This is a genomic window from Aequorivita sublithincola DSM 14238, from assembly GCF_000265385.1.
GTDB lineage: Bacteria > Bacteroidota > Bacteroidia > Flavobacteriales > Flavobacteriaceae > Aequorivita > Aequorivita sublithincola.
In genome coordinates, this window is sequence record NC_018013.1 from 2,612,531 (window position 1) to 2,626,172 (window position 13,642).

General features: G+C 34.1%; 17 protein-coding genes. 9 read left to right on the plus strand and 8 right to left on the minus strand.

Annotation, left to right across the window (positions count from 1 at the left end; translation table 11 throughout):
- Positions 1 to 10 precede the first annotated feature (10 nt).
- The 6 genes from AEQSU_RS12010 (at position 11) to AEQSU_RS12035 (ending at position 4,375) form a co-directional block, all read left to right on the plus strand.
- Complete coding sequence (locus AEQSU_RS12010) at positions 11 to 358, plus strand: hypothetical protein (RefSeq protein WP_014783132.1); 348 nt, start codon at positions 11 to 13, stop codon at positions 356 to 358.
- 142 nt (positions 359 to 500) lie between these two features.
- Complete coding sequence (locus AEQSU_RS12015; protein ID WP_014783133.1) at positions 501 to 1,523, plus strand: hypothetical protein; 1,023 nt, start codon at positions 501 to 503, stop codon at positions 1,521 to 1,523.
- Positions 1,516 to 2,421 carry a hypothetical protein gene (locus AEQSU_RS12020; RefSeq protein WP_014783134.1) on the plus strand — a complete coding sequence of 302 codons (906 nt, stop codon included), beginning with the start codon at positions 1,516 to 1,518 and terminating at the stop codon, positions 2,419 to 2,421. The genes AEQSU_RS12015 and AEQSU_RS12020 overlap by 8 nt, the downstream gene beginning before the upstream one ends.
- 6 nt (positions 2,422 to 2,427) lie before the next feature.
- Entirely contained in the window at positions 2,428 to 2,733 is a 306-nt protein-coding gene (locus AEQSU_RS12025) for a hypothetical protein (RefSeq protein ID WP_014783135.1), read from the plus strand.
- 66 nt (positions 2,734 to 2,799) lie between these two features.
- The gene (locus AEQSU_RS12030; protein WP_014783136.1) at positions 2,800 to 3,144 is read left to right on the plus strand and encodes a hypothetical protein; all 345 of its coding nucleotides are present in this window, start codon (positions 2,800 to 2,802) and stop codon (positions 3,142 to 3,144) included.
- Positions 3,145 to 3,529: 385 nt separating this feature from the next.
- Positions 3,530 to 4,375 (plus strand): DUF2911 domain-containing protein, encoded by an 846-nt coding sequence (locus AEQSU_RS12035; RefSeq protein ID WP_014783137.1) that lies wholly within the window; start codon positions 3,530 to 3,532, stop codon positions 4,373 to 4,375.
- Between the two features lie 51 nt (positions 4,376 to 4,426).
- On the opposite strand, the gene AEQSU_RS12040 is transcribed toward AEQSU_RS12035, so the two are convergent.
- The 7 genes from AEQSU_RS12040 to AEQSU_RS12070 all read right to left on the minus strand — a co-directional run bounded on the left by AEQSU_RS12040 (position 4,427) and on the right by AEQSU_RS12070 (position 11,232).
- On the minus strand, positions 4,427 to 4,870 hold the full coding sequence (locus tag AEQSU_RS12040; RefSeq protein ID WP_014783138.1) for a hypothetical protein: 444 nt from the start codon (positions 4,868 to 4,870) through the stop codon (positions 4,427 to 4,429).
- A complete protein-coding gene (locus tag AEQSU_RS12045) occupies positions 4,867 to 5,364 on the minus strand; it encodes a hypothetical protein (RefSeq protein ID WP_014783139.1) in 498 nt (165 codons plus the stop codon). Before AEQSU_RS12045 ends, AEQSU_RS12040 begins: the two co-directional genes overlap by 4 nt.
- A gap of 24 nt (positions 5,365 to 5,388) precedes the next feature.
- Entirely contained in the window at positions 5,389 to 5,943 is a 555-nt protein-coding gene (locus AEQSU_RS12050; protein ID WP_014783140.1) for an RNA polymerase sigma factor, read from the minus strand.
- A 135-nt stretch (positions 5,944 to 6,078) separates the two neighbouring features.
- Positions 6,079 to 7,905, minus strand: coding sequence for an ABC transporter ATP-binding protein (locus AEQSU_RS12055; RefSeq protein WP_014783141.1), 1,827 nt, complete (start codon positions 7,903 to 7,905; stop codon positions 6,079 to 6,081).
- Positions 7,905 to 9,620: a phospho-sugar mutase gene (locus AEQSU_RS12060; protein ID WP_014783142.1), complete on the minus strand. Its 1,716-nt coding sequence runs from the start codon at positions 9,618 to 9,620 to the stop codon at positions 7,905 to 7,907. Before AEQSU_RS12060 ends, AEQSU_RS12055 begins: the two co-directional genes overlap by 1 nt.
- Before the next feature lie 128 nt (positions 9,621 to 9,748).
- Positions 9,749 to 10,690 (minus strand): glycosyltransferase family 2 protein, encoded by a 942-nt coding sequence (locus AEQSU_RS12065; RefSeq protein ID WP_014783143.1) that lies wholly within the window; start codon positions 10,688 to 10,690, stop codon positions 9,749 to 9,751.
- 8 nt (positions 10,691 to 10,698) lie between these two features.
- A complete protein-coding gene (locus AEQSU_RS12070) occupies positions 10,699 to 11,232 on the minus strand; it encodes a DUF4199 domain-containing protein (RefSeq protein ID WP_014783144.1) in 534 nt (177 codons plus the stop codon).
- 191 nt (positions 11,233 to 11,423) lie between these two features.
- On the opposite strand from AEQSU_RS12070, the gene AEQSU_RS12075 reads away from it, so the two are divergent.
- The 3 genes from AEQSU_RS12075 to AEQSU_RS12085 all read left to right on the plus strand — a co-directional run bounded on the left by AEQSU_RS12075 (position 11,424) and on the right by AEQSU_RS12085 (position 13,336).
- Positions 11,424 to 11,705: a type B 50S ribosomal protein L31 gene (locus tag AEQSU_RS12075; RefSeq protein ID WP_014783145.1), complete on the plus strand. Its 282-nt coding sequence runs from the start codon at positions 11,424 to 11,426 to the stop codon at positions 11,703 to 11,705.
- Between the two features lie 110 nt (positions 11,706 to 11,815).
- Positions 11,816 to 12,133 (plus strand): hypothetical protein, encoded by a 318-nt coding sequence (locus AEQSU_RS12080; RefSeq protein ID WP_014783146.1) that lies wholly within the window; start codon positions 11,816 to 11,818, stop codon positions 12,131 to 12,133.
- Positions 12,134 to 12,160: 27 nt separating this feature from the next.
- Entirely contained in the window at positions 12,161 to 13,336 is a 1,176-nt protein-coding gene (locus tag AEQSU_RS12085; RefSeq protein ID WP_014783147.1) for a GlmU family protein, read from the plus strand.
- Here AEQSU_RS12085 and AEQSU_RS12090 read toward each other — a convergent pair.
- Positions 13,333 to 13,614, minus strand: a complete 282-nt coding sequence (locus AEQSU_RS12090) for a hypothetical protein (protein WP_014783148.1) — start codon at positions 13,612 to 13,614, stop codon at positions 13,333 to 13,335. The genes AEQSU_RS12085 and AEQSU_RS12090 overlap by 4 nt on opposite strands.
- Between the last annotated feature and the right edge of the window lie 28 nt (positions 13,615 to 13,642).

Consider the following 13,642-nt stretch of genomic DNA (forward strand, 5'->3'; position numbering starts at 1 on the left):
CCTTTCAATTATGAAAAAACAGAAGAAACTACAACCGCCACATATAGGCAATATGCTTAAAAAGTTTTATGTAGCAAGAAAAGTGAACAAAGCAGGATTGGCTAGAGATATACTGAAAGATAAATCTACCGTACAAACCTATGAAACTCGCGCTAGTCTTCCGTGCCATGTACTTTGGGATATCTCCGTGGCAGTAGAGCACAACTTTTTTGCAGACCTAGCCTCGCAGCTACCGCAAACCTACACCACAAACATCCCTGAAGACACCACCCAAGCCCAACGCATAGCCCAACTGGAAGCAGAAAATAATATACTGGTGGGACAGTTGGAGTTGCTGAAAGGGGTAATGGGGAAGTGAGGGAGTATTTTGTTATATTTGATACCTATGCGAACTAAAAAATAGTAAAACATGGGTATAGCCAAACTGATTGGAGGGATGAATCCAATAGAGTTGGGAGTATAAATAAGTTGTAAAACATTTGAAAAAAACAAAATAGAATATGAATATATACGAAATTGATTCGGATGAAGTGATTGACGCAATTGTCGTTAGTGGCTCAATAACATATAAAGAAGCGATTGAAAAATTGGTTCCTTTAATTAATAAGACCGAATTTCAAAGAAAATTACAAGACAAAAAATTCTATGAAAAGCTGGAAAGAGATATTGTAGAGGGATGTATAATGCCATCAATAACAATTGCATTTGTAGATAAAACAATATCTGCGAATTCGAAAAAAGATGATATTGTTAAATTTTTTGAAAAAAATTATTCAAAATCATTCGTGTTAGACGGTATTCAAAGATTAAATACACTTTCAAGAGTAAGTAATTCCAAAGAAATTAATTTAGACAGAAAACTATACTTAAACATTGTCTACAGTGATTCTGTGGATAAGTTACTATACAGAATGATAACTCTGAATAATGGACAGAAGCCAATGACACCTAGACATCAAGTAGAAGTTATGATGGCTAATGTTTTTGACTTTAATGAACTTGGTATTCAAGTTCAAACGGAAAAAGAAAGAGCTGTCAAAATTAAAATGAATTCATTTAACAAATCGGATCTGGTTCAAGCTTATTTAGCATATATGGCTAACAGCCCTATGGTGGATAACAAAAAAATCATCCAGGATAAAATGGATGAACTGATAGTTAATAAAATAGTTTCTGCAGAAAAGGTTGAGAAAGACTCTACTTTCGAAAATGTAATTAAATCTCTTGCAAAATTTCAAAAAAGCCCTGTTTCATTGAAATGGCTGAAACAAGCTAATAATCTAGTTGGATTTGCAGTTGGAATGAAAACGTCCTCCAAAGACATCAAAGAATTAAGTGTTGAGGAGTTTGAGAATGCTATTAAAACTTTCGATCAAGCCTTTTCTGATTTTAATCCTTCAAAAATAAAACTAGGGAAATTGAGACGTGAACTTTCTTATGATTACTTCAAGAATTTCGCTAAACTTAAGGATTTTGATAGTTTAGAATTATTAGAATATTTCAGCGAATTGACGAATGATTAGTCGTTATACATACGAAGACCCAATTTTTAAAGCTTCTACTAAAAATCAGAATTTAAGAATTGAGAGCTCAAATAAAATATTGAATATTTTTCGATTAATATCTGGTACAATTAATTGTACTGACACTTATGATAACAAGGTTTATAAGTTTAGAGAAAATTATTCAAATTTTCCGTTTTCAACTAACGGAAAAATTAATCAATCTGTAGTTCTAAACAATTTCCCAGATGAAGTTAAATTAAAAGACCTAAACGAATATTTTAAGCGTTCAAGATTTAATTCAAAGTTCTATGGTTCAATAGAACCGGAAATAATTAAATGTCTAATAGCTGTAAACAAAAACAACCATTTAGAAGCATTCTTTTATTTATATAGAATTTTTGAAGGAATTTCATATTCAATTCCACTAATTTACGTTTCGAAGCACAAAAACTACGATAAAACATATAAGCAATTACAGTCCTTTTTTAACAATGAACAAGATGGAGAGCTAGCATTTTTTAAACGATTTATATCTGAAACATTTAAAGATGAAGATTTTTTTAAATCAACGATTGATATAGACTTCAACACAATTGATAAAACAGACCTGCGTGAGGCGTACTATAAAATATACTTAGACAAAATAACTAACAAACCAATGAATAGTAAAGGTTTAAAAGGTCAAACTTTAAACCAAGAAATCAAACTATCTTTTATCGGATTTTATGATTTCATCATAATTATCAGAAATAGATTCTTTCATTTAACGAAAGGAACTTGGCAAGACAATTTGAGCTCGACTGAAATTTTGTTTCCCGATTATTTTTTCAAACCTATTGTAAATCACGGATTAAATTGGGTTGCATTAATAATTTTTGAAATAATAAAAGTTGATTTTGAAAAAGGAATAAAATAAAAAAAAATGAACAGAACATTTTATAGAGTTGGAATTTATAATGAAAATGATATTCTTTTAAATTCAAAAACATATAATTATGGAAGAAGTTTTGGTAAAGAATATGACCATTTAATGCAATCTTACTTTTCAATTGCTGATAAAATTGATTTACCAATAGATTTTCTTATTTACATAAATGATGAAACAGCCAAAGATGGAGACGTATTTTTGAGTAAAGTCAAGCTTGCTATTGTAAATGAATTTTATATTGATTTATTCAAAGTAACTGCTAACGCAAAACACAAAGGAATTGTAATTCCTATAGGTTAACTGAATGAATTTATACAAAGCTTTGACGAAATAAATCCTTTCAAAATTTTCGCTGAAGGCAAATATTTGTGGGAAATATATTTTGAAAAGGTTAGAAAAAAAGTGTTTAATGAATTACCTTCCCGGAAAGAATCTATATTTTTATTTGACAACATTGACGATTGTAATTACTATATTAAAACTCATAAAAATGGAATTGGTCATATTTACGAAATAGAGATTACTAGACAAGAAACTCTTTTTAAAGCGGATATGAACATTTTCGATGAAATTGATTTAAGTATTACGCAAAATAATTTATTGGTTGAATTATATAAATATTGGGATAAACAATCATCAAAGACACCTCGATACGAATATCTATTTCAAGGAGAATGTCGCGTAAAAAACGTTTTACAACAGCGTATATAAAAAATAGCGCGAGTCGTTGCTAACACAAAGGTTCGGGCATTTTTAGGAAGTCGCCAAATTTTTAAATTTGACAAATTCCCAAAAATAAAATAGTTAGTGAAATTTAAAAATTAGGCTTGTGTTCAACCGAATGATAGTCGCCTTTTTTCCGCCCTACTATTCTTTTACAAAACCGTTGGCAACACGAGTATAAACTCAATAGCGGAATTAGTGCTTAACCAAAAGTAATTTAGAAAACAAAAATGTTCACCGCCATTCAAATTCTCTAACGTTGTTCCATCGTTTCTAACCCCCAAAACAAACCTTTATTTAGGCTTTTCTTAACTATTTAAAAATTTTCAAAGAGTAACTTCGTGAAATATATAAAAACCTTAAAACCATTACAATGAAAAGAATTATTTTACTTTTTTCTGCTTTGATGTTAACAGTTAGCATTCAGGCACAAATACAAACTCCACAACCAAGTCCGTTTCAAAAAATTGAACAAAAAGTAGGGCTTACAGATGTAACTTTAGAATATTCAAGACCTTCAATGAAAGGGCGTACTATTTTTGGTAATTTGGTTCCATACAATGAAGTATGGCGCACAGGAGCCAATGATTGTACAAAAATCACTTTCAATAATGGAGTGGAAATTGGCGGGAAAACATTAATGCCTGGAACTTATGCTGTTTACACAAAACCAGGAGATTCTAATTGGGAAGTTTACTTCTATAGCGATGCATCTAGCTGGGGAACACCAGAAAAATGGGACGATAGTAAAGTTGCAGCGCAAATATCTGTGCCAGTTTATCCTTTGCCAATGAATATTGAAACTTTTACAATGGGTTTTGATGATTTAACAAATGAAACCGTAGTATTAGGTATGATGTGGGAAAAAACATATGTAGGCGTACCTATAAATGTTTTTACGGATAAAATGGTTTCTAAAAATATTGAACGTGCTATGAATGGTCCGGAATCAAGTGATTATTACGCTGCTGCAGTGTATTATTTGGAATCTGGAAAAGACATTAAAAAGGCAAAAACTTGGATGGATAAATCTTTTGAGATGAATAAAGATCCTAAGTTTTATCAATTTCGTCAAAAATCATTGATTTACGCAAAAGCTGGCGACAAAAAAGGAGCTATTGAAGCGGCGAAAAAATCTTTAGAAGGAGCGAAAGCTGCTGGAAATAATGACTATGTGTCTATGAATGAAAAGTCTTTGAAAGAATGGGGCGCAATGTAATGTGAACCAATATTATACTAAAAGAAAAGCCCCGAAATTTCGGGGCTTTTTTTATTTTGGATCTTTGTCATCTTTCCCGTGTTTGTAACGGCTCAAAAGTTCTCTTTTAAAATCGTCTTCCGTTTTCTTAAGAATGATTATTTTTTTTGGAGAAATAACATTGCGAAGTTCAGCAATCATTTGCTTTTTTTGTTCCAATTGGCTGGACTCAATTGAAAGGTTTTTGTCTATCAGTTCATTTGCTTCAGCGTCTGTTAAATCATCCAAACCTCCTCTTAGCTTTTGAAAAATTTCATTGCGTTCCTTTTTCCGAAGCTCATGAAATTTATCGTCATAGTTGTTATAGATTGGCCAGAATTTTTCTGCTTCGGTAGAAGTTAGCGCCAGTTTTTCAGTAATATAAGCTGTCTTTAAAGCTTTAATCTTCTCGTGCCTTTTATCCTGAGCGTGCATCGATATTGAGGCAAGTAGGAATATAAAAATCAATTTTTTCATTTTTCGTTTATTAAGAATTCTTCATCAAAATTTTCTAAAATATAGCTTTCTAAAGCTTTATCTGAAAATTGTTTGTTTTCAAAATTCAAATTGGTAATATCTTCATCGTCTATATATGAAGTAAGTTCATAAAGATCTAGATTCAAATTACCTTCTTCAATATAGGTGTCAATAGCTGCCATCTCCAATGAATCTAAGGAGTTGTCAGTTTTGTTGCTGAAAACCATAAAAGCAACAATTAAGCAAGCTGCAATAGTTGCTGCATAGCCAAAATATTTTTTCGGATAAAGCGAGATTACTGTTTTAGGTTCTTCTGAATGGATTATCGTCTTTAAAACACGCTCTTCCAGGGCATCAAAATAACCGTCAGGTGCTTTGAAACCAGCCGAGCTTGAGAAATTTTCTTCTGAAATCTTGCTGAACAAGCGCTCTTCGAAACTCTCGAAATAGTTTTCAGGAGTTGTAAAACCAGATATGTTTTTGTCTTTTTTCATTATATACTTATGACTCTTAAAACGTTAAAGAGTTTCATCTTGTGCTTTTATGAATTCTGTAATTTTCTTTACGGCAATGTGATAGCTGCTTTTCAAACCGCCTGTTGTAGTTTCCAAAATCTCTGAAAGCTGTTCAAATGTATGATCTTCAAAATATTTCATTGTAAAAATCAATCGTTGTCTTTCCGGAAGCGTTGCTATTGCCTTTTGAAATTGTAACTGAATAGCATCGCCTTCAAAATAAACATCACTTTCTAGATTTCGCAAGGCATTATCTTTCACTTTTTCAATAGAAACATTGTTGCGTTTCGCTTTTTTATTTAAAAATGTGATGGATTCGTTGGCAGCAATTCTATACATCCAAGTGTGCAACTTGCTGTCGCCTTTAAAAGAATTAATGTTTCTGAAGGTTTTGATAAACGTATTCTGAAGCACATCATCAGCATCATCATGGTCTAAAACCATATTCCTGATTTGCCAGTAAAGACGTTCCTTATACTGCGAAACAAGTTCCCGAAAGGCGGATTCTCTTTCCGCTTCGGTTTGTAATGCCGTAACCAGTTCTTGTTCTTCAACCACGTTCGTGTAATTGTATTTAAGACTAAAGGTAAACGAAAAGGTTTAATTTTGAAGTTTGTTTTCTCTGTGTATGTCCGTGGCACTCCGTGAAACTCTGTGTAATAGCTATATCACAGAGGTTCGCAGAGATTTTTGTTATGCTAAAGACTGCATTTCCACTAAACTATAATAAACCCCTTTTTTCTCTAGAAGTTCTTGATGTTTACCTTGTTCTACAATTTTTCCTTTGGAAAGAACCACGATATTGTCCGCATTTTGAATAGTGGAAAGTCTGTGCGCAATAACGATGGAAGTTCTGTTTTTCATCATTTTTTCCAAAGCATCCTGCACTAAACGTTCACTTTCAGTATCTAAAGCAGAAGTTGCTTCGTCCAAAATCATAATCGGTGGATTTTTAAGAACTGCGCGCGCAATGCTTAAACGTTGTTTTTGGCCGCCGCTCAGTTTATTTCCGCTGTCGCCAATATTGGTTTCAAAACCTTCGGGTAGGTCTTTTATGAATTCATAAGAATTGCTAATTTCTGCTGCTTCCATCAATTCTACATCAGAAGCCAAAGGTTTTCCGAGTTTTAAATTATTCCCCACAGTATCATTAAAAAGAATAGAATCTTGAGAAACGATGCCCATTAAGCCGCGTAATGACCTTTTTGAAATATCTTTTATATCAACACCATCAATCTGTATACTACCTTGATTTACATCGTAAAAACGTGTCAATAGGTTTGCAATCGTACTTTTTCCGCTACCAGATTGGCCAACTAGCGCGACAGTTTTACCCTTCGGAATTTCCAAAGAAAAATCTTTCAAAACGTATTGGTCTTCGTATTTAAAGGAAATATTTTTGATTGAAATAACACCGTCAAAACCTTCTTTTTGAACAGGATTTTCAATATCTGTAATGGTGTTTTCGGCTTCTAATAATTCTAAAATACGTTGTGCAGAACCATCTGCTCGTTTTATGGAATAGCTCGCTTTTGCAATTGCTTTGGCGGGAGTAAGAATATTATAAGCCAACGAAATATAACCAATAAAGAAACTCGCTTCTAGTGTTTTATCTATAAAAACCAAATACCCTCCAAAAACTAAAAGAACACCAATTGTAATGATACCTAAAAGTTCACTTACAGGTGAAGCTAGGTTTTGTTTGTTCATTACCTTATTGGAATGCGTATAAAACCGTTGGTTACTATCCTCAAATTTCTTTTGAAAAATATTTTCAGCGTGAAACGCTTTAATAATGCGCAATCCTCCCATTGTTTCTTCTAAAATGGAAAGAAAAACACCTTGTTCTTGTTGCACTTTTAACGAGCCTCTTTTAAGTGACTTCCCAATTTTCGAAATTATAAAACCTGAAATTGGCAAAAACAAAAACACAAAAAGTGTAAGTTTTGCACTTATAAGAAGCATAGCAATCAACGTAAATATAATTGTCAACGGTTCGCGAACAATCATTTCCAAAACTGAAAGCACTGAGTTTTTAACTTCATCCACATCACCACTCAAACGGGAGATTGTATCTCCTTTTCTTTTTTCTGAATAAAATGCTAAAGGAAACTGAACTACCTTTCTATAAAGATCATTCCGAAGATCCCTTAAAACCCCATTTCGCATATATGTGGAATAAAACATCGCCAAATAATTGCTCAAGTTTTTCAATAAAAAGAGAGAGATTATGATAGCCACCATATACATAAGCACTTTAAACTCCCCGTATTTATTGATGTTTTCAATAATGAAGTAGTTAAAATAGTCTTGTAAATAGTCTTTTATTTTTGAAATTCCTTCATAAACTGGTTGAACCGCAGACTTGCGTTTATCATTAAAAATAACCTCGAAAATAGGAATTAGCGCCACAAAAGAAAGTGTACCGAACAAAGCATAAAGAATGTTGAAAAATATATTTAGGTAAGCAAACCTTTTATAGGGGATGACGTAACGCAGTATTTTTTTGAAATAATTCATTAACTAATGTTTAGTTGTGCGGCAATGGCGTCAATTTTTTTCTGAAGAATTTCTTCAAAATTTTCTTTTTCCAAAGTGTTCACGCTAATGTAGAACTTTATTTTCGGTTCTGTGCCGCTTGGTCGCGCTGCAATTTTGCTACCATCCTCAGTATAATAGATTAAAACGTTGGATTTTGGCAGATTTAATGACAAAGTTTCCTGTTTTATAAAATCTGTGGTTTCGTTTTTTGAGACATCGTCCATTCGCACCACTTTACTTCCTGCAATTTCCTTAAAAGGATTTTCACGAAGGTTTTTCATTATTGCTGAAATCTCCTCAGCTCCCTGTTTTCCTTTCTTTGTAACCGAAATCAGATGTTCACGATAGTTCCCTAATTGTTCGTAAACATCATTCAAATATTGAAACATACTGCTACCAGAATCTTTTTTCTGTGCGGCAATCTCGCAAGCGAGTAGGGTGGCGGTAACGGCGTCTTTATCGCGGACGAAATCGCCCACTAAATAACCGAAACTTTCTTCGCCACCACCAATAAATTCAAGCTCTGGGAAATCCTTTACCATTTTAGCAATCCACTTAAAACCAGTAAGTCCGTCAATATATTTTACGTTGAAATGTTTCGCAACCTTTTCAACCATTGGTGTTGAAACGATTGTAGAAGCTACGAATTGTTTTCCATTAAGTTTTCCAGCTTTTTGCCATTGTTCTAAAAGGAAATGCGTCATTAAAACCATTGTTTGGTTTCCGTTTAGCAAAACCATTTCATTTTTATCATTTCGAACTGCAACGCCTAATCTGTCGCAGTCTGGGTCAGTTCCAATAACGATATCTGCATTTGTTTTTTCAGCAAGTTCCAAAGCCATTTTTAAAGCGGCTGGCTCTTCTGGGTTTGGTGATTTTACGGTTGGAAAATCGCCATCAGGTTCAGCTTGCTCTCCAACAATCAATACATTATCATAACCAGCTTGCTCCAAAACCTTCGGAATCATTGTGATTGATGTTCCGTGAAGCGAAGTGAAAACAATTTTCAAGTTGTCTTTTGCCTCTTTTGAAGTATTAAAAGTTCCATTTTTAACTGAAGCCTTTGCGAAAGCTTCATCAACTTCAGTATCTATATATTGAATCAAACTTTGATTTGCTTCAAATTTTATGTCTTCGTATTTAAGGGAATTTATTTCAGCAATTATTTCGCCATCTTGCGGTGGAACCAGTTGTCCACCATCTTCCCAATAGACTTTAAAGCCGTTGTACTCAGGCGGATTGTGCGATGCCGTTAAAACAATTCCCGCTTGGCAATCCAAATATTTCACAGCGAAGGAAAGCTCTGGAGTAGGTCGCAATTCTGAAAAAAGAAAGACTTTTATTCCGTTAGCTGAAAAAACATCTGCCACCAATTTTGCAAATTTCTTGCTGTTGTGGCGACAATCGTAAGCTATTGCGACTTTGATTTCTTTATTTGGAAATTGTACTTTTAAATAATTTGAAAGTCCCTGAGTGTTTTTTCCAAGGGTATATTTGTTGATTCGATTATCGCCGAGTCCCATAATACCTCGCATACCGCCAGTTCCGAATTCCAGGTTTTTATAGAAACTATCCTCCAATCCTTCTGGATCGTTGGCAATCATTTCTTTAATGTCGTGTTTAGTTTTTTCGTCGAAAAAAGGAGTGAGCCATTGGTTTGCTTTGGCAAGAGTCTTCGGATCTACGTAAATCATTCGCTTAAATTAATTTGCAAAAATAGGTATTTATAAAGTGCTTTTTTTAAAAAGCTAAAAAACTCTGTGTTCTCTGTGCCTTTGTGGTGAAATAAATAGTAACCACGGAGGCACAGAGGACACAGAGATTAGATTCGTTCTTTGATAATATAGTTTTGAGAATCTTTTTTACTCCTAAGAATCAATTCGCCTAAAAACCCAGCAAGAAAAAGTTGGGATCCCAGAATCATTGCCGTAAGGGCTATAAAAAACTCCGGACGGTCGGTAATTAGCCTCGCGGAAGGATTGATAAATAACTTGTCAATACCAAGAAATAAAGCAAAACAGAACCCAATAAATAACATTACCGCGCCCCAAGCACCAAAAAGGTGCATTGGCCGTTTCCCGAAACGAGAGAGAAACCAAATGGTTATTAAATCTAAAAAGCCTCGAATAAAGCGCTCTGCCCCAAATTTTGTGGTTCCGTATTTTCGGGCTTGATGCAAAACAGTTTTTTCAGAAATCTTACTAAAGCCTGCATTTTTGGCCAATACTGGAATGTAACGATGCATTTCACCAGTTACTTCAATGGATTTTACAACTTCATTTTTATAAGCTTTTAACCCGCAATTGAAATCGTGCAATTTCACACCAGAAGTTTTTCGAGCTGCATAATTGAACAATTTTGAAGGCATGTTTTTGCTCAGAACAGAATCGTACCGTTTCTTTTTCCAACCTGAAACAAGATCGAAACCTTCTTCGGTTATCATTTTATAGAGTTCGGGAATTTCCTCTGGATTGTCCTGTAAATCGGCATCCATTGTGATAATCACTTCGCCTTTGGCCATTGCGAAACCAGCATGCAAGGCTTGCGATTTTCCGTAGTTTTTCTGAAAACGAATTCCTTTTACGTTTTGATTATTTTCGGAAAGCTTCTCAATAATCTTCCAGGAATCGTCTATACTGCCATCGTCTATAAATATGAGCTCATATAAAAAACCATTGGATTGCATAACAGATGCAATCCAACGATATAATTCATTAAGTGATTCTTCTTCGTTAAGAAGTGGGATAACGATGGATATATTCATTCAATTGATTAAAGTTGTTGTTGCGGCGGGTTGTTTTTCATTACAAAACCTGCGATCAATGAAATTATAAATCCAAAAAATAATGTGGCAAGTATTGCAATTGCAGACATGATTAAAGGCGACATAAATTTGGCAGAAATTTCTAGACTATTATCAATTTGTTCCTGAGTCATGTTTGGATAACTTTCAATCATCTGTTCTCGAGAAAAATCTAAAGTTTTTTGAATGAAGTCAGGATCAATATAATTCATAAAAATATAATTGAAAACAACACCGATTACACCCGCTATCAAACTTATTGCTAAACCAGTTTTTAAAGATTGACTAATAGTTAGAAAACCTGCGTTACCAGTTTTAAAGGCTTTTATACCATAAACGATAACACCCACAGAAATAAATAATTGTAAGACGGTTAGCCACCAAGGACGATCAATATGAACATCCAACACATAAGAAATTACTTGTAATACAATTGAAAGCAAGGCTAGAAGCACTCCATAATTAAGCGCTATTTTTTTTAAGGAGTCTGTTTGAGTTTCCATTTATTAAACGTTTTTTGGTTCGGATTGTTAGTAAACAAAGATAGCAAAACGTTACATTTGCAGACGATTTTATGTTGAATTAAAAAAGTGCATAATTTTGTTGCTAATTTCCAATTAATAACTAAATTTGCAAACTCAATTCCGAAAGGTCGGAAGCGTGCATTTTAAATAATAATATTACAATTACAGAGATGAAAAAAGGTATCCACCCAGAAAATTATAGATTGATTGCTTTTAAGGACATGAGTAATGATGAAGTTTTCCTTACTAAGTCAACAGCAGATACTAAAGAAACTATCGAGGTTGATGGTGTTGAGTATCCTTTAGTGAAAATGGAAATTTCACGTACTTCTCATCCTTTCTATACTGGAAAAGCAAAACTTATAGATACTGCAGGACGTATTGACAAATTCAAAAACAAATACGACAAGTTTAAAAAACCTGCCAAAACAGAAGCTAAAACTGAAGAATAGTCTTTTGGTTTTACAACTTATACAAAAGCCTTCGAGAAATCGAGGGCTTTTTTTTTGGTGTTGAGCACACCTTTATTATCTTTATTACATAATATATAGATACTTAATAAATGATTATACCTTGGACAAAATTGTTACCTACTGCTATCTCCGTGGTCGAAGTGGCTGGTAAGTTGCTTTCTTCCAACAAAAAAGAAGTAGCAAAAGCAGAGAAAAATCACAGCCTGGATCCCGAAGGTTTATTAATGCGTATAGAAGTGCTAGAAAAGAGCGAGGTCAAACAGGCGGAACTCATTCAGCAAATGGCACTCCAAAATCTTAGTCTTATTAAAAAAGCAGATAGTAATTATAGACTTGCAATAATTGGCTTCTTTACCTCTTTAATATCGATAGCTTTATTTTGTGTACTTTACTTTCTAAAATTTTAAAATCACTCATTACAAGCAGTAAATAAGATGAATTATATACTATTTGACGGCAACGTCCGCAATCAATTGTTACCCTTCACATTTACACGTCCAGTAGCCGATATACGCGTTGGGATCTTGACCATTCGTGAAAAATGGGAACATCATTTAGGCTTTACTACAACAACGGTGACGGAAGATTATCTTTCTGAAAAATATCCTTTTTTAGAATTGGAGCGAAATATTTTGATAAACGCATCCTTTCTTCCTTCAGAGAATTTGGTGAATATAATTAAAGGATTGGAAGAAAATCAAGCTGTGTTTTTTGATGATGAACCTATAGCTTTTTTCACAACGGAAGAACAGGAAGTAGATTTTGAAACATTCGATATTATTCAATACGAACACGATGACGTTTTGCGAATCGAGTACACTTGGGATATCTTCTCAAAAAACGGCGAAGCAATAAAGCGAGATTTTGAAATGCTTACCAAAGACAGAAAATCACAGCCAATTCCTAAAGGGGTTTGGACAAAAAATCCTGAAAATATTTTTATTGAAGAAGGCGCAATCATTGAATTCTGTACTTTGAACGCTTCCGAAGGACCAATATATATAGGTAAAGATGCCGAAATTATGGAAGGCGCTTTAGTTCGTGGGCCATTTGCACTTTGCGAACATTCCACTTTGAAAATGGGAGCTAAGATCTACAGTAATACAACCATTGGTCCGCACAGTAAAGTTGGGGGGGAAGTGAACAATTCGGTGATCTTTGGATATTCCAACAAAGGCCACGATGGATTTTTAGGGAATTCTGTTTTGGGCGAATGGTGTAATTTGGGAGCAGACACTAATAATTCAAACTTAAAGAACAATTATGCCGAAGTTCGTCTTTGGGATTATGAAACTGAAGGATTCGCAAGAACAGGACTTCAATTTTGCGGCCTGATGATGGGCGACCATAGCAAATGTGGAATTAATACAATGTTCAATACGGGAACCGTTGTAGGCGTAAGCGCCAATATCTTCGGAAGTGGTTTTCCTCGTAATTTCGTTCCAAGCTTCAGTTGGGGCGGAAGTTGTGGATTTACAACCTACAAAACCGACAAAGCTTTTGAAGTTGCAAAAGTGGTGATGAGCCGAAGAAACATTGAATTTTCAGAAGCGGACGCCAAGATTATGCAACACGTTTATGACGAAACCGCGAAGTGGCGCAAAGGCTAATGGTAGAATAAAAAGTAAATTATTATTGCTAATATCACAAGCATAATGCTTCCGAAAACAAAGACTAAGTTTTTTTGGCGGCGCAATTCGTTTTCTTTCAATTTTTGTTTAAAAGCCACGAACTGTGCTGGCGACATTTTTTTATAATCAACAACTTTTGTGGAAGTTCCATATTTCGAAGAAACATCTTTTTCAAAATAATTCTTTCGATTGGCAAGTTGCTTCGCATTATTGCGAATTGATTGAATCATAGCGGCAGCCGAACCTCCAAAACCCATAGCGTGTTTTTTTTAGTATATTTTGGTA